Below are 15,653 nucleotides of genomic sequence, written 5' to 3'. Positions count from 1 at the left end.
TGGCTCCCATATCCGGAAGTCAGGCTGGTCGAGCCCAGAATAACGCGTCCCTCAGACATCGCGCCCGGGGCGTGTCGCACCCACTCCCCGTTCGATGACACGACTGGGACGACGGTGCCGACGCGGCGGGCACTCCACCCCGTCAGGGTGTGGCGGCGTGCTCCAGCGCGCGCGCCACGGCCTCCACCGACTCGAAGCGACCGCGCGGCAGCGCGCCCAGTCGGGTGAGCAATGGAGCGGGGGCTTCGTTCTCTCGGGCCACCCAGGCCAGCTCTTCCGCGGTGAGCGGGAAGACCGCGCCGGACAGGGCCTCTTTCAGCGAGGAAGCGAGGGAGGGAGCGCTTCCGACGCGAGACTCCGGCTCCGGCGCGCCTGTGCCGCCGAGCCGCTCGCGTGACATGTCGTCGTTCATTTGGAGGTGAAGTTAAGCAGCGAAAGCGCCGGCCTGCCGGCCTTTTTTCAGCGCTTGTCGGGCAACCAGGGAGACGAGCCCCCTACGTCCCCGGGTTACCGGCTCCCTCGGGGCAGCCCACCGTACAACCACGGACACCCCTCGGAGGCTGTCTGGAAGGAGACACGCCATGGCGGAGCAGCGACGGGACGCGGCGGGAAGTGAAAACGGATACGCGGAGAGAATCGAGCACGTGGAGGCCACGCGGCCCGAGCCCTGGCCTGGCATCCGGTGCCGCTCCCACGAGCATGAGGAGGACCTGCCCACCGGCACGAAGCGCGAGGAGCAGGCCCGCGTCACCCAGGCCCAGCGAGAGCTGGAGGAAGAGAGCGAGCCGCCGCGTCAGTAACACGCGGCGGCCGCAGGCACGGCTAGAACAGCAGCCGCGTCGGGTGCTCGAGCAGGCCCTTCAGCTCGCGCAGGTACTCGGCACCGGTGGCACCGTCGATGACGCGGTGGTCGCCCGAGAGCGTCACCGTCATCATCTTGCGGATCACCATCTGACCGTCGCGCACCACCACCTTGTCCGCCACCGCGCCCACCGCGAGGATGGCCGACTGGGGCGGGTTGATGACGGCGATGAACTGGTCGATGCCGAACATGCCCAGGTTGCTCACCGTGAGCGAGCCGCCGCTGTACTCCTCCGGCTTCAGCGCCTTCTTGCGAGCGCGCTCGGCCAGGTCGCGGGACTCGGCCGAGATGGCCTGGAGGCCCTTCAGGTCCGCGTCACGGATGACGGGGGTGATGAGGCCGTCCTCGATGGCCACCGCGATGCCCACGTCCGCCGTGCCGTACTGGAGGATCTGATCTCCCGCCAGCGAGACGTTGATCTTCGGAGAGCGGCGCAGCGCGATGGCCGCCGCCTTCACGATGATGTCGTTGACGGACACCTTGACGTCGATGGCCTTGGCGTCCTCACGGACCTTGGCCGCCGCGTCCATCTCCACCTCGATGGTGAGATAGAAGTGCGGCACGCCGGGCTTCACGTCTCCCAGGCGCTGGCTGATGACCTTGCGCATGGTGGAGATGGGCATCGCCACAGGCTCGGGACGCGCACCCACGGCCCGCGTCGCCTGCGCGGCGGGCTTCTTCGCGGCGGGGGCGGCGGCCTGGGCCGTGCCCTGCGTCAGCGCCTGCTCGATGTCGCGCTTCACCACGCGCCCGAGCGGACCCGAGCCCCGGACGCGCGACAGGTCGAGCCCGCGGTCCTGGGCCATGCGCTTCGCCAGCGGGCTGGCGCGCACGCGCCCACCCGTGGAGGCCGGAGCCGCCACCGGCTTCGGAGCCGAGGCAGCAACAGCCTGGACCGGTGCCGCGCTCGGAGCAGCCGCGGCCGGCTTCGGCGCCGACGCGGCCACGGGGGCGCCCTTGCCCGCCAGGTACGCGATGGGCGCGCCCACGACGGCCATCTCGCCCTCGCCCACGACGATGCGAGAGAGCGTGCCGTCGTCGTACGCCTCGATCTCCAGGTTGGACTTGTCCGTCTCCACCTCGGCCAGCGCGTCGCCGGAGGAGACCTTGTCACCCACCTTCTTCAGCCACTTGACGATCTTCCCTTCCTTCATGGTCGGGGAGAGCGAGGGCATGAGCACCGTGATGCCCTCGGTGGAGGCAGCAGGCGCGGACACAGGAGCGGCGGCGACAGGAGCGGGAGCCGCGGGCTTGGCGGGAGCGGGCGCGGCGCTCGGGGCCGCGACCTTCTCACCCTTGGCACCGAGGTACGCGATGGGCGCGCCCACGGTGGCCATCTCGCCCTCGCCCACGACGATCTGCTGGAGCACGCCGTCGTCGTAGGCTTCGATCTCGAGGTTGGACTTGTCGGTCTCGACCTCGGCGATCGCGTCGCCGGAGGAGATCTTGTCTCCCACCTTCTTCAGCCACTTGACGATCTTCCCCTCCTTCATGGTCGGGGACAGGCTGGGCATCTGGATGGGTGTGGCCATGAGCGTCAGGCTCCCTCGCGGTACAGGACCTTCTTCACGGCCGCGATGATCTTGGGCGCGTCCGGCTGGGTCGCGTTCTCCAGGTTCGCCGCATAGGACATGTTCACGTCGAGCCCCGTCACGCGCGCGACGGGCGCATCCAGGTCGTCGAACGCCTTCGACTGGATGAGGTCCACCACGGACGCTCCGATGCCGGCGAGGGCCCAGCCCTCCTCGCAGATGACGGCGCGGTTCGTCTTGCGCACGCTCGCGAGGATGGCCTCCTCGTCCAGCGGGCGCAGCGTGCGCAGGTCGAGCACCTCCACGCTGATGCCCTCCTTCGCCAGCGCCTCGGCCGCCTCCATGCAGAAGTAATACATGCGGCTCCACGTGATGAGCGTGACGTCGGTGCCCTCACGCTTCACGTCCGCCTTGCCGATGGGGACGATGTGCTCGCCCTCGGGCACCTCGCCCTTGACGGCGTACAGGCGCTCGCCCTCGAACATGATGACCGGGTTCTCGTCCCGGATGGCCGACTTGAGCAGGCCCTTGGCGTCCGCCGGGGTGGCCGGCGCAATCACCTTGAGGCCCGGGAAGTGGGCGTAGTTGGCCTCCAGCGCCTGGCTGTGCTGGCTGGAGAGCCGGCCGCCCGCGCCACCCGGACCGCGGAACACGATGGGGCAGCGCAGCTGGCCACCGCTCATGTGCCGCAGCTTCGCGGCGTTGTTGACGATCTGGTCCATCGCCAGGATGGCGAAGTTCCAGGTCATCATCTCCACCACCGGCCGCAGGCCCACCATGGCGGCGCCCGCGCTCATGCCGGCGAAGCCCAGCTCGGAGATGGGCGCGTCGATGATGCGCGCGCTCCCGAACCGGTCCAGCAATCCCTGCGACACCTTGAAGGCGCCGTTGTAGCGACCCACCTCTTCCCCGATCAGGAAGACATTGGCGTCGCGCTCCATCTCCTCGGCGAGGGCCTGGTTCAGGGCCTCGCGATACATCAACTCGGGCATCGTCGGCTCCGACTCGAACTCGAAAGGGTTGTGCTTGGAAGTCCGCGGGCGCTAGCGAATCAGCCCGGCCTTCCGGTCCGCCTGCTCGGCCTGCTCGCGCGGCTCGAGGTCCCACGTCACCTTGAGCTCCTGGCCGCTCGGGTACGAGGGCCACTGGGTGACCTTGACGCCCAGCACGCGCTCACGCGGGCGGACGTCCTGCTCCCCCGGCTCCACGATGGTGTCGCGCCACAGCTCGTCCAGGCTCGGCTCGGGCGACTCGTCCGCGAACTTCACGGCCGCGTCCACCACCGCCTTCTCCGCCTCCTCGATGGCCTCGAAGTCCGCATCCTTCGCCAGCTTCTGCGCGACGATGTACGCGCGCAGCTTGGGCAGCGGATCATTCTTCCGCTCGTCCTCCACCTCCTGCTTGGTCCGGTAGTTGGCCGGATCCGCCATGGAGTGACCGCGGAAGCGGTACGTGTTCGCCTCGAGCAGCACGGGGCCGTTGCCCGCGCGGCAGTACGCGGCGGCGTCCTTCACCGCTTCGTACATCTTCAGCACGTCCATGCCGTCCACGGCCTCGCCGCGGATGCCGTAGGCGCTCGCGCGCTTGTGGATCTCCGGCACCGCGGACGTGCGCGCGATGGCCGTGCCCATGCCGTAGCGGTTGTTCTCGCAGATGTAGATGACCGGCAGCTTCCACTTGGCCGCCATGTTGAGCGTCTCGTGGAAGGCGCCCTGGTTGGCCGCCGCGTCCCCGAAGAAGCACACCGTGACGCGGTCCTCGTTGCGGTAGCGGCTGGCGAAGGCCATGCCGGCCGCCAGCGGAATCTGCCCGCCCACGATGCCGTAGCCACCGTAGAAATTGTGCTCGATGTCGAAGATGTGCATCGAGCCGCCCTTGCCCTTGCTGTAGCCGGTGCCGCGGCCGAACAGCTCCGCCATCACCATGCCCGCGTCGCTGCCACGCGCCAGCGGCTGGCCGTGGTCACGGTAGGCGGACAGCATGTAGTCATCCGGTCGGATGGCTTCGTTGGCGCCCACCGCCACCGCCTCCTGACCGATGTAGAGGTGACAGAAGCCGGCAATCTTCCCCAGGCCGTACTGCTGGCCCGCGCGCTCCTCGAAGCGGCGGAGAAGGTACATCTTCCGGTACATCGTCAACAGCTGCTCTTTCGAGTACGCGCTGGCCACCGCGGCATGCCTCCGTCTGGGCCGTCCGCACCTTGAGGGCTCTGGACGGCAAACGCCGAGCGCCTCATAGCGCGCGGACCTGGGACTTCAAAGCCTTTCAGAACCTCGCCGCACCGCGACTGTCATTCAGGCGCGGTGCGTCACGCGCCGAGCGCGAAATGAGGCACGGACACGATGCCATCCAACAGCGTCACGGGCCTGCCCGAGTGGTCGGTGGCCAGATGGATGACCAAGGCGTTGGGGAACTTGCGCCGGTAGTCATTGGCGTGCGTGGGCTCGTTGTCGAACGCGGCCACCACGGTGCCCATTCGGCCCAGGCGCGCGTGCGCCTCGCGCTTGAACGCGTCGTCGTCCTCCTGGAGCGTGGGCTTCATCATCAGGTGGATGCCTCGCGCCTCGGCGGGTGTCACCAACCCGCAACGGGTCATGCACGCCACGGTGCCCTCGCGCATGCCCTCGTGGCGGCCGGTGACATAGGCGAGCTGCGCGCCCGTGCGCACGACGGCGTGGGTGAACTCCGCCGCGCCGTCGATGGCCTCGTCGTCCGCGCAGTAGGCGCTGGTGAAGAAGCGCTCCTGCCAGAAGTGACGCGCGTCGCTGAAGTGCGCCTCGATGTCCGCGTCACCCAGGCCGCACGCGCGCATGGCGGCGCGCATGTCCCAGCCGGTGTCCCAGTGGTGGGGCGCGCAGGTGGTGAGCGCGGCGAGCCCGCGCGCGGCGCCGTACTCGCGCAGGATGCGCGCCTGACGCGGCCGGTTGTCGAAGAGGGTGGAGTCCAGGTCGAACGCGAGCACCGCCTGGCTGCTCAGTGAGCGAGCGTGCTCGAGGATGGCCCGGAGGGAGTCGCGCCAGTCGTCGCGCACGCGCTTCTTGAAGTCGTCGTCTGCCATGAGCGCCGGAAGATACATGCGCGCGTCACGGGCTCGACACCGAAAGTGCCCGTCAGGCGGCCGGCTGACAGGCCCCGGGCCCGGCGGACGCTTCGGGCGTGGCGGGCGACGGATACGTCTGCATGCGCTGGATGCCATTGCGGTCCAGCACCAGGCGCACGACCTGCGAGGACTCCTTGCGGCCCCCGGCCTCCTCCACCGTGAAGCGGAACACCAGGTCCACCGCGTAGCGCTTGGCGCCCCGGATGCGGCCCACGGAGAAGTCCTCCAGGTCCACGTACTCGAGCGCGAACTCCGGCTCGTCCATGTCCCGCAGGAAGCGCTCCACGTTGAGGCGCAGGATGTCCGTCACCCCCGTGAGGCCCCGCTCGGTGCGCGGCAGCAGGCGCGCATCCAGCACGATGCGCTTCTGGTAGCGGATGACCATCTCCGACAGCTCGCCCTGCGACACGGTGGTGAAGTCGTCGTGCAGCCGCAGCGCCGTCACCTGCGGCGGCACCTTCACCGCGCCGCCGTAGTCCACGCGCTCCTCGCACGTGCCAATGGTCCGCGCCGTCACCGGATCCACCAGGTCCGTGGTGCGATCGTAGAGATGCGTCGCGGCGAAGCGACTGAAGATGCGGCGCAGCCCTTCCTTGATGCGGTCCTTCATCATGTAGCCGACGACGGCGATGAGGAAGAAGTTGAGGCTGGCCTGCGTGAAGCGCACCTGCGCCCAGAAGGCCACCGCGGTGGCGAACGCCATGGCCACGCCCGCCGCGAGCGCGAAGAGGACCTCCTCCCAGCCCTGCCGCTTCTGCTTGCGACGCGCGGACAGGAACAGGACGTTCATGCAGAACTTCTTCAGGAAACCCAGCCGCTGCATGTACTCCTCGTTGTCCCCCGTGGGACTGAGGACGCTGCGCAGCCGGTGCTCCTTGCGGTACGACTCCTCGCGCAGCACCGCGTCCATCAAGCCCTTGCGCAAGGTCAGCCACTGACTCGACCGCGGCAGCGCGCCCATGTCCGCCACCGCGCGGCGGAAGAACTGCTCCACCAGCAGGCTCACGTACTCGTCCACCAGCCGCAGCGACGCGCGCGTCTTCTCCGTCAGCCGCAGCTCGCCCACGGAGCGCAGCCAGGTGCGGAAGCGCTCCAGCACGCGGGCCATGCCGTCACCCGCGACGAGCACCACCTCTTCCAACTCGGTGCGCGCGGACTCGACGTCCTTCCCATCGCAGCGCGACTCCACCGTGGTGGCGAACCGCCGCAGCGCTCCGCGCAGCACGCAGGAGAACAGCTTGGCGTGGTAGACGACGTCCACCTCGGTGCCCAGCCCCGTGCGCAGCCACGCCTCCAGCCACACGAGCGGCGAGCCATCCGACGTCAGCAGCTCCGCCAGCCCCATCACCGGCGTCTTGAAGCGCACGTAGTTGTGGATGTCCGCGTAGAAGTCCGCGCGCGGGTACGTCTCCGCGTCGATGTTCAGACTCGACGGCAGGAAGAGATACGACTCCACCAGATACCGGGTCTCGTCCGTCCCCGCCGGCTGGTACTCGAGCTTGATCTCGAACTGCTTCCGGTCATGGACGTCGAACCGGCTGATGAGTGCTTCGGGGACCTGGGACACGCCGCCACTGTACGTCACGCGGCTGTCACATGGTGAGCCACCTGTCCCCCGAGGCCGGGGGACGTCCTCGACACCACGCGGACTTCAGCCCTCGGTGCCAGTTCGGCCCGGAGCCCCCGCGGCCGGCGCGGGAGATAGTTGGGGCACCGACCGAGGCTGAGGCTTCGCGTTCCACACGCGCGTGGCCAGCACCAGCCCCACCACCGCCAGGGGCAGCATGGCCACGGGCCAGGGCATCCAATTGGCCGCGACCTTCATGTCCGCGCCCGTGGGGAGGATGGCCCCGTAGACAAGCGCGTGGATGGCCGTGCCGGCGTACACCGCGCCGTCGATGATGCCCACCACCACGCCCGCGTTCTTCTTGCCGCCGAAGTCCATGGTGGCCGTGCCGGACAGCATGCCGTGCACGCCGATGACGCACAGGGACATGAACACCACCGCCCATCCCGTGCCCGTGGTGCCGAGCAGGAACACCGTCGCCACCGCGCCCGCGAGCAGCCCGCCATAGAGCACCGCGGACACGGGCCCTCGGCGAGAGTCGAACACCCGGTCGCTGATGACCCCCGCGAACATGCCGCCGAGGATGCCAGCCACGCACGAGAGCATGCCCCAGTTGGACGCGACGAACTCGCCGCCCACGCCCACCGCCTTGGCGTACTTGGGGTACCACTGCATCACCGCGTTGCGCAGGAAGCCGCTGCAGAACTCCACGCCGAGGATGACGAGGATGATGCGGTTGCTGAGCATCCGCTTGAAGAGGGCGATCACGCCCAGCGAGGGGCCGGTGTCACCGCTGGAGGCATCCGCCGTGTCGAAGTCCGTGAACCCCGCCTGGCTGGGCGTGTCGCGGATGATGAAGCTGTCGAGCACGACGAACGCCACGAGCAGCGCGGCCGGCACGTAGAACACCCAGTACACCGGCGCCGCGTTCGCGATGAACTTGCACCAGTCGAACGCGAAGTACAGGCCCAGGGAGATGAGGATGCCGAACACGCCGCCCAGCTGCCCGCGCTCGCGCACGTGGAACCACGAGGCGTTCACCTTGACGATGGAGACGGCGCCAAAGCTCTGGAAGTACATGTTGACCGCGTAGAGCGCGGACAGCCACGCCACCACGCCGCCCGGCGGCGCCCAGCCGCGATCGACCACCGCGTACACCACCGCGCCCATGAGGATGTTGGCCACCGCCGAGCCGCCCGCGGACAGCAGGATGGTGAAGCGCCCGCCCAGCTTGTCCGTCAGCGGGCCATTGATGAGGAAGGCCACGCCGTAGACCAGCGTCCCCCAGAAGAAGATGGTGGCGAAGTCCGCGTTGGACGTCTGCTTCTCCATGGCGCTCGTCGCCACGTTGACGTTGTAGCGCCCCATGTAGAGGAACGCGTACGTCATCCCCAGCGGAAACCAGTTGAGGAAGCGCCGGCGCAGGAACGCTGGCGAGTGCCCCAAATCCACGCGGGGCAGCCGCGTGAGCACCAGGGCAATGGCCCCAAGCAGGATGACGATCGGCAGGAGCTGGGCCAGCCACGGGGGCAACGACGACATGCAGCAACCTCGTCAAAGGAAGAGAAGGCGGGGCGCACCCTACCCCGTCTGTCTTGCTCCGGAAACCCGCGCGCACATCACGACAGGATGGCGAGCAGCCGCGTGAGGGACACCTCGGTCTTGGCGTCCGCGATGTCACCGCGCCGGCAGGCCTCCAACACCTCTTGGAGCGGCCGCCACCGCAGATGCGTCCCCTCCTCTAGAGGTGACCCATCTCCTTCCGGCTCTCCCGCCGGCACGCCCGTGACGTCCACCGCCGCCGGGAAGACCTTCTCGGAGAGGATGCCCGGCGCGAGGAAGAACGCGCCCCCCAGCAGCCGGATGTCCTCGGGGCGCACCGCGTACCCTGCCTCTTCGCGGACTTCCTCCGACGCACGGCGTCGCAGCCCCTCCTCCCCCTTGTCCTCGGGTTCGAGCAGTCCCGCGACGATTTCCTCCACGCGCAGATAGCTCACTGCGTCGGGGACTGTCATGGACGCGGTCTGCTCCCGGCGGAAATACGCGGCCGGGCGCAGGTTCATCCGGGTGAGGACCTCCAGTCCCCCCGCGTCACTCCTCCGGTAGACGAGCACCGACACGGCGTCCAGCCGCGGGCGGTCCACCACGTCCACCCGATACACCGGGGAGGAGGAGCCATCCGCGCGCCGGTTCCGGCACCGCAGCCGCCGGACGCGCAGGAAACCCTCGTCGCAGCGCGCCGTGGATGAGAAATCCTCGATGATCTCGATATCAGTCACATTGGAACTACTGGGCCGCATGTCTGCCTGCTCCCGATTTTGATGCGATGTGGTGGGGTGTCATGGCGGCGTTGCTTGCCCATGCCCCCACGATCCCGTACCTTGCGCCGTCTTCTAGCGGTCACTCCCCCGAAATCGCCTTACGGATCCGTATCGAATGCGTCGCGCACTGCTCGGCCTTTTCTGCGCCCTGGCCACCGCCTCGTGCATGCCGGTGTTGGAGGGACAGGACTACCACCTCGAGGGTCAGGAGGTGCGCCTGACCATCCTGCATACCTCTGACATCCACTCCCGCATCATCCCGTACGACTTCACGCCCCTGAAGACGGACCAGGACCTGGGACTCGTCCCGGAGGCCGGTCCGTTCGGCGGCGCGGCGCGCATGGCGGGCATCCTCAAGCGCGAGCGCACCAAGGGCGACCGCATCCTGCACCTGGACTCAGGAGACTGCTTCCAGGGCGCCCCCATCTTCAACGTGAACACGGGCGAGGTGGAGTTCCGCTTCCTGTCCCGCATGCACGCGGACGCGGCCGTGGTGGGAAACCACGAGTTCGACGCGGGCGCGCTCAACTTCGTCCAGAAGGCGCGCGACTTCGCCACCTTCCCGCTGCTCGCCGCCAACTACAAGTGGGACGACTGGAAGCAGCTGGACAACAACCAGGCTGAGCTCGTCACCTCGCCCTACACCCTCAAGGTGATCAAGGGCGTGCGCGTGGGCGTCATCGGCATGGCGAACATCTCCTCGCTCAACTCCATCGTCGAGGGCGGCAACAGCCTGCAGGCCACCCCGCTGGAGCAGAACGAGGCCGCGCGCGCCTACGTGGAGCTGCTGCGCCCCGTGACGGACCTCCTGGTGGTGGTCAGCCACCTGGGCCTCACCGAGGACCAGGACCTCATCCAGGGCTACGAGGCCTATTACGAGTACGGGAAGATCACGAGCTTCCTCGAGCGCCCCACCGACAAGTGGACGGTGCTGGAGTGGTTCGGCCCCGAGGGCGACCCCAAGTCGGTGGTGCGCGTGCACATCCCGGGCGTCAGCGGCCTGGACGTGGTGCTCGGCGGCCACCTGCACGTGGTGCTCAACCCGCCCCAGCTCATCGCGGACCCGAGCGGCCGCAAGGTCGTCCTGTCGCACTCGGGCGCGTTCGCCAAGTACGTGGGCCGCCTGGACCTGGTCGTGAAGATGCCGGAGGTGCTCGGCCAGGGCGAAGGCGCCGAGGTGGTCAGCGAGGACTACCAGGTGTTCCCCCTGGACGCGCTCTGGTGCAACGAGGCGATGCGCAAGTACCGCTTCGACCCGCGCATCTTCTGGGAGGCCGGCAAGTTCATCCAGGCTCCCGGCGTGCGCGAGGCCATCGAGCAGTGCCGTCTCAAGGAGGACGCGGAGACCACGGACCTGCTGGTGCCCTACATCCTGGGCATGGACTTCAACCTCCAGCTGACGTCCATCTTCTCCTACGCCCCCAAGGACGTGCAGCGCCGCAACACCTCCACGGGTGGTGACTCGCCGCTGGGCAACATCGCCGCGGACTCCATGCGCAAGCGCAAGCGCGTGGAGGCGGAGGTCGCGCTCACCAACTCGCTGGGCATCCGCGACAACTTGTATGCAGGCGTGGTGACCCAGGAGGCGATGTTCAACGTGTTCCCGTTCGAGAACACCATCAACATCATGTACCTCTCCGGTCTGGAGATGCAGGAGATGTTCGACTTCGTCGCCGAGCGGTCCTCGGAGCGAGGCTGCGTCAGCCAGGCGCAGATCTCCGGCGCGAAGTTCACCATGGACTGCGCCCAGGTGCAGCTCAACGACCTGCGCATCCCCTGCTCCCAGTGCCCCGCCGACAACCGCGACGGCCATGCCCCGTGGCAGTGCCTTGAGGACGTGAACGGCGCGCGCTGCTGGGCGCACCCGGCCACGGACATCCAGATCAACGGCAAGCCGCTGGACCCCAACGGCACGTACCGCGTCGCGGTGAACGACTACATCGCCAAGGGCGGCTCGGGCTTCACGGTGCTCAAGCGCAACACCACGCGCCAGGAGACGGGCATCAGCCTGCGCGACTCGCTCATCGGCTACATGCAGAACTTCTGCACGTGCGATGACATCAACGCCGGCCACGCGACGCGCGGTGGGGTGGCGGGAGCGCAGCCGTGCGGCTCGCTGGTCAACGGCGTGTGGACCGTGGACGACGCGACGAAGGCGAGCTGCCGCGAGATGCAGGACTTCGAGGACGAGATGAGCGTCCGCGTGGGGAGCTGCTCCTGCGGAGACCTGCTCAAGCGCGGCTTCGACCCCAAGGGCTGCGGCGCGGAGAACGTCACGACGCCGGAGCAGGCCCAGCAGGCCTGCATGAACGCCAAGAAGGTGGGCTCGTGCACCTGCGGCGAGCTCCAGGGCCGCGACTTCAACCCCGCGGGCTGCAACGCGCCGGACATCAGCACGGTGGAGCTGGCCAAGGCCGCTTGCACCACCTCCCCTGGCCCCTACACCGGCCGTTGCACGTGCCGGGACGTGCTGGCGGGCAACAACCCCACCTGCGGAAACGTGACGCTGCAGCTGCGTAACTTCTGCGAGAACCCGACCGCGATGCCCCTCGCGAACGCTCTGGATGACGGCCGCATTGGCCGGAGGGTGAAGTAATGAAGCGCCTGCTCCTCTTGTCGGCCCTGGTGGCAACGGGCTGTGTCACGAAGGACTCCGTCCAGCCCTCGGGCGTGTCCTCCTTCCGGGTGACCGTGAAGGGCATCACCACGCCCAGCGGCAGCGCGAACATCGTCCTGCCGGTGGTGACCTCGTGCAGCGCGCGGTTCAACGGTGACGACAAGGTCCCCGTGGAAGTGCGCGGCACGGCGGACTGCGCCTATGTCATGCCCAGCGCCCCGGTGGACATCGCGCTGGGAATCGTCGCGTTGGACGCCTCGGGCCAGCCGCTCACCAGCTTCACCGGCCCCGTGTCGTTCCGCGTGGTGCCGGGCGACCTGTCCGGTGACTACACCACCCGGTGGACGCAGCTCACCAACGGCGAGGGCACCGGCAAGGTGCGTGCGTCGCACGTCTACGGTGAAGTCCGGGTGTGGGTGGCGGACGAGGCCCCCGAGGTGAAGTACTGGGATGGCGGCATCGAGGGCGACGTCTCGCAGCTCCCGAAGGAGCCTGAGACGCGCACCTACGCCACGGGCCTGTCCGTGCCCATCCAGTTCCAGGAGCCGACCATCGCCGCGGTGCAGATTCCGCAGGCCGGAGAGCAGGAGTCCGCCTTCCAGGGCAGCTTCCTGCGCATCGGGCGCAACCCCGAGGCGGGCCCCGCCCTCACCCAGAACTGCGCGCCGGACGACCCGAACAACGGCAAGCCCGTCACGCTGCTCGTCACGGGGCTCGACCCCAGCGGCTTCTTCGTCACCGACATGACGGCGTGCCGGATGAAGGAGACCAGCATCGCGAGCAACACCGTCCCCACGCCCGAGCCGGATGGCTTTACCCCCGGCCGGTTCAACAGCATGTTCATCTACAACTACTCCTTCCCGGAGGGGTTGGATCAGGGTGACCTGCTGTGGACGCTGTCGGGCTCGGTGCAGGAGTTCACCTCGACCACGCAGCTCACCTTCCCCGCCTGGAGCATCCGCGAGAAGGTCCGCCTGCTGCCTCAGGCCGAGTGGAACAAGTACCTGAGCCAGGTGCCGCCCACGGTCATCTCGGGCCGGCTGTGTGGCTTCGGCGCGTCTCCGTCCGTGAACGATGCGCTGTGCGGCTACGTCTACAAGACCTTCAAGATGGAGAGCCTGGAGTCCTCCCTCGTGAAGCTGCCGCGCGTGAAGTTCCCCACCAAGTTCGTGAGCTGTGACGGTAACGGCAACAGCACGCTGCCCCGCTTCTGCTCCAACACCGGCACCGGCACGTGGACGACGTGCTTCGGTGACAACCCGGCGGATCCGGACGGCGCCGAGCGCCAGTGCCTCATCGACTGCACCCTTGGCGTGGGCCAGTACGCCAACACCATCTGCACGGAGAAGTCGAACTACGATGGCTTCTCGCAGTTCGTGGTGGAGATGAATCCGTCCGGCCCGGCCGCGGCGGGGTTGGACGAGTCGGTGCCAGCCCGCATCCAGAAGATTGCGGTGAAGGCCACGCCCACCAGCCTGACGCGCAGCCTGGACGCCGATACCCACGTCACCCTCTGGTGCAGCCAGCCGACGCGCGTGCGCTTCGGCGGAGACACCGTGACGGCGACCGCGGCGGATACACTCATCCCGGCGAACACGCTCTTCAAGTACAAGCTCGGGAGCGAGGAGACGATGGCGTCCCTCCTCCGCGACGCGACGGCCACCGCCGACGGTACGTGCCAGGTGACGCCCAACATGCGCTCGCGCATCCTGCTCATCACCAAGGACGCGGTGCCGGAGCTGGTGCCCAACTGCAGCGAGACGGACCCCAATCCCGACCGCGCGCAGCAGTGCGCCTACCTGCACGCCGCCTCCTTCGATGTCGTGGGTCACCTGCGCCACATCGGCGCGGCGCGTCCCCGGTGGGCGGTGATTCCGCGGGATCAGGACGACCTGTGCTGCTACCCCGGCCCGAACATGCAGTGCCCGCGGCCCATCAAGCCGTGCCCGTAGTGATTCATCTTTGAGAAGCAACGCACCCCGCTGACGCGGGGTACAGGGAAGAGCGGCCCTCCCGGGGGCCGTGTCCGTGGAGGGACATTGAAAACGCTGCAGACCCTGGCCCTGATGGGCCTGACAGGCCTTTCCGCGCCCGCCTGGGCCGGTGATTTCGTGGACACCCGCCTGTCGTTCGTCTTCGCGGATGACAACATTCTGGCGGGCGCTGGCGAGACGACGCCCAGCAGTCCAGCCGCGCGCTTCGGCGCCGGAAACCAGAACACGCAGTTCTACGACAACTTCAACACCAAGTTCTCAGGCTTCGAGACCCTGTCGAACCTGGTGTTGTACAAGCGGATGCCGGCCTTCTTCGAGGGGCTGACCACCGAGGCGGCGCTGACGCTGCTGGTGCTGGAGAAGCCGTCGGGTGGCGTCGACCTGCGCGACAACTCCAGCTACATCCGGCTCAACTACACGCCGTCAGGCTGGGGTGAGAAGGAAGGCATCAGCCTCACCGGCTTCCCGGTGTCCGCGGACCGCTTCCGTCTGGGCTACGCGTACCGCATCTCGTGGGGCGGCAGCGGCATCTTCACCAACCGCTCGGCGAACTCGGGCGCGCCCGGTGCCAAGCTCCAGATTACCCGCGACCGCTGGTACGCCTACGTGGGCGGCAAGACGTCGCTGGTGCTCAACGACCTCATCCTGGAGCAGGAGACGCTCTACGGTGTGATGGCCGGCGCGGGCTGGGACATCCTGGACACGCTGCGCGTCGAGGGCGGCTGGGGCTACTTCCAGAAGGGCATCGTCCCGGGCCTCGCCAACCAGGGCATCGAGGCGGCGGTGAACGCCACGGGCGCGTCCGCGCAGATCGTCTACCACGTGGGCGTCCCCGTGGGCACGAGCGTGGACTTCAAGCTCTACAAGAACGACCCGGAAATCTACCAGCGCTTCTTCGCGCCGGAGCAGTACCCGGGCGGCCTGTCCTACTCCGTGTCGCTCGAGGGCAGCTACCTGTCGCAGACGCTGCAGGACCCGGACAAGTTCGGCGCCACGAAGCCGCAGGGCGCCACGGCCATGGCGCTGCAGGCGCGCGCGAAGTTCGACTTCCTGCGCCTCAACGTGCTCGGCCTGTACCGCAGCCTGTCCTTCATCCAGTTCGAGGTTCCGGGCCTGCCGCCCTTCCAGAACTTCCCGAAGGGCACGGAGCTGAAGCCCGAGATGTTCGTCGCCGTGGGCGCGGACTACCACCTGCCCGCGCTGCACCTGACGCCGGGCCTCATCCTCGGCGTCCAGCAGCCGGCCTCGTACCGCAGCCCGGACTCGACGTTGGGTGGCAACAACCCGCCGGCGGGCCTCACGGGCACGCGCACCGTGGTGGTGCGCGACGTGAACCAGCTGAGCATCCTCCCCACCACGTGCGACAAGAACAAGACGAAGCCGTGCGAGGCGGAGCCCATCTTCTCCGCGAAGGCGACGTTCCGCTGGGACCTGTCTGAGTCCGTGGCCGCGGTCGGCGAGGTCTACTACACGTACGACACGAACCGGACGACCTTCAAGGACGACGTCACGGGCGTGGCGCAGCCGAACTTCGAGAAGCCGCACGCGCTCGGCTTCAACACGCTGCTCCAGTCGCGCTTCTAGCCTCTGGGGTTGTGCGGTACTCGCGGCCCGGCGCCTTCACTGGCGTCGGGCCGCGGTCGTTTCAGCAGCACCTGGG

At 68.3% G+C, this 15,653-nt stretch carries 12 protein-coding genes; 4 read left to right on the top strand and 8 right to left on the bottom strand.

Annotated elements, in window-relative coordinates; translation table 11 throughout:
* Nucleotides 1-142: 142 nt before the first annotated feature.
* The gene (locus JGU66_21355; protein MBJ6763325.1) at nucleotides 143-400 is read right to left on the bottom strand and encodes a DUF2795 domain-containing protein; all 258 of its coding nucleotides are present in this window, start codon (nucleotides 398-400) and stop codon (nucleotides 143-145) included.
* A 181-nt stretch (nucleotides 401-581) separates the two neighbouring features.
* Here JGU66_21355 and JGU66_21350 point away from each other — a divergent pair, with 181 nt between their 5' ends.
* Nucleotides 582-800: a hypothetical protein gene (locus JGU66_21350; GenBank protein MBJ6763324.1), complete on the top strand. Its 219-nt coding sequence runs from the start codon at nucleotides 582-584 to the stop codon at nucleotides 798-800.
* 22 nt (nucleotides 801-822) lie between these two features.
* On the opposite strand, the gene JGU66_21345 is transcribed toward JGU66_21350, so the two are convergent.
* From JGU66_21345 to JGU66_21315, 7 genes are all read right to left on the bottom strand, one after another.
* Entirely contained in the window at nucleotides 823-2,394 is a 1,572-nt protein-coding gene (locus JGU66_21345) for a pyruvate dehydrogenase complex dihydrolipoamide acetyltransferase (protein MBJ6763323.1), read from the bottom strand.
* Between the two features lie 5 nt (nucleotides 2,395-2,399).
* Nucleotides 2,400-3,386 (bottom strand): pyruvate dehydrogenase complex E1 component subunit beta, encoded by a 987-nt coding sequence (locus JGU66_21340; protein ID MBJ6763322.1) that lies wholly within the window; start codon nucleotides 3,384-3,386, stop codon nucleotides 2,400-2,402.
* A 51-nt stretch (nucleotides 3,387-3,437) separates the two neighbouring features.
* Complete coding sequence (gene pdhA / locus JGU66_21335; protein MBJ6763321.1) at nucleotides 3,438-4,562, bottom strand: pyruvate dehydrogenase (acetyl-transferring) E1 component subunit alpha; 1,125 nt, start codon at nucleotides 4,560-4,562, stop codon at nucleotides 3,438-3,440.
* Between the two features lie 140 nt (nucleotides 4,563-4,702).
* Nucleotides 4,703-5,452 carry a hypothetical protein gene (locus JGU66_21330; protein MBJ6763320.1) on the bottom strand — a complete coding sequence of 250 codons (750 nt, stop codon included), beginning with the start codon at nucleotides 5,450-5,452 and terminating at the stop codon, nucleotides 4,703-4,705.
* Between the two features lie 52 nt (nucleotides 5,453-5,504).
* Nucleotides 5,505-7,061 carry a hypothetical protein gene (locus JGU66_21325; GenBank protein ID MBJ6763319.1) on the bottom strand — a complete coding sequence of 519 codons (1,557 nt, stop codon included), beginning with the start codon at nucleotides 7,059-7,061 and terminating at the stop codon, nucleotides 5,505-5,507.
* A gap of 84 nt (nucleotides 7,062-7,145) precedes the next feature.
* Nucleotides 7,146-8,603 carry an MFS transporter gene (locus tag JGU66_21320; GenBank protein MBJ6763318.1) on the bottom strand — a complete coding sequence of 486 codons (1,458 nt, stop codon included), beginning with the start codon at nucleotides 8,601-8,603 and terminating at the stop codon, nucleotides 7,146-7,148.
* 77 nt (nucleotides 8,604-8,680) lie between these two features.
* The gene (locus tag JGU66_21315) at nucleotides 8,681-9,361 is read right to left on the bottom strand and encodes an NUDIX hydrolase (GenBank protein ID MBJ6763317.1); all 681 of its coding nucleotides are present in this window, start codon (nucleotides 9,359-9,361) and stop codon (nucleotides 8,681-8,683) included.
* 136 nt (nucleotides 9,362-9,497) lie between these two features.
* On the opposite strand from JGU66_21315, the gene JGU66_21310 reads away from it, so the two are divergent.
* The 3 genes from JGU66_21310 to JGU66_21300 all read left to right on the top strand — a co-directional run bounded on the left by JGU66_21310 (nucleotide 9,498) and on the right by JGU66_21300 (nucleotide 15,577).
* Nucleotides 9,498-11,978 (top strand): bifunctional metallophosphatase/5'-nucleotidase, encoded by a 2,481-nt coding sequence (locus tag JGU66_21310; protein ID MBJ6763316.1) that lies wholly within the window; start codon nucleotides 9,498-9,500, stop codon nucleotides 11,976-11,978.
* Nucleotides 11,978-13,951 (top strand): hypothetical protein, encoded by a 1,974-nt coding sequence (locus tag JGU66_21305; GenBank protein MBJ6763315.1) that lies wholly within the window; start codon nucleotides 11,978-11,980, stop codon nucleotides 13,949-13,951. The genes JGU66_21310 and JGU66_21305 overlap by 1 nt, the downstream gene beginning before the upstream one ends.
* 87 nt (nucleotides 13,952-14,038) lie before the next feature.
* Nucleotides 14,039-15,577 (top strand): hypothetical protein, encoded by a 1,539-nt coding sequence (locus JGU66_21300; GenBank protein MBJ6763314.1) that lies wholly within the window; start codon nucleotides 14,039-14,041, stop codon nucleotides 15,575-15,577.
* The last annotated feature ends 76 nt before the right edge of the window (nucleotides 15,578-15,653 follow it).

This window comes from Myxococcaceae bacterium JPH2 (assembly GCA_016458225.1).
In the GTDB taxonomy this organism is placed as follows: Bacteria; Myxococcota; Myxococcia; order Myxococcales; family Myxococcaceae; genus Citreicoccus.
This window is presented reverse-complemented; position numbering and strand designations above follow the sequence as displayed.

Bases quoted from the DNA above. Each gene is read 5' to 3' on its own strand.
- JGU66_21355 (MBJ6763325.1), bottom strand. From the start codon at position 400: ATGTCACGCGAGCGGCTCGGCGGCACAGGCGCGCCGGAGCCGGAGTCT.
- JGU66_21350 (MBJ6763324.1), top strand. From the start codon at position 582: ATGGCGGAGCAGCGACGGGACGCGGCGGGAAGTGAAAACGGATACGCG.
- JGU66_21345 (MBJ6763323.1), bottom strand. From the start codon at position 2,394: ATGGCCACACCCATCCAGATGCCCAGCCTGTCCCCGACCATGAAGGAG.
- JGU66_21340 (MBJ6763322.1), bottom strand. From the start codon at position 3,386: ATGCCCGAGTTGATGTATCGCGAGGCCCTGAACCAGGCCCTCGCCGAG.
- JGU66_21330 (MBJ6763320.1), bottom strand. From the start codon at position 5,452: ATGGCAGACGACGACTTCAAGAAGCGCGTGCGCGACGACTGGCGCGAC.
- JGU66_21320 (MBJ6763318.1), bottom strand. From the start codon at position 8,603: ATGTCGTCGTTGCCCCCGTGGCTGGCCCAGCTCCTGCCGATCGTCATC.
- JGU66_21315 (MBJ6763317.1), bottom strand. From the start codon at position 9,361: ATGCGGCCCAGTAGTTCCAATGTGACTGATATCGAGATCATCGAGGAT.
- JGU66_21310 (MBJ6763316.1), top strand. From the start codon at position 9,498: ATGCGTCGCGCACTGCTCGGCCTTTTCTGCGCCCTGGCCACCGCCTCG.
- JGU66_21305 (MBJ6763315.1), top strand. From the start codon at position 11,978: ATGAAGCGCCTGCTCCTCTTGTCGGCCCTGGTGGCAACGGGCTGTGTC.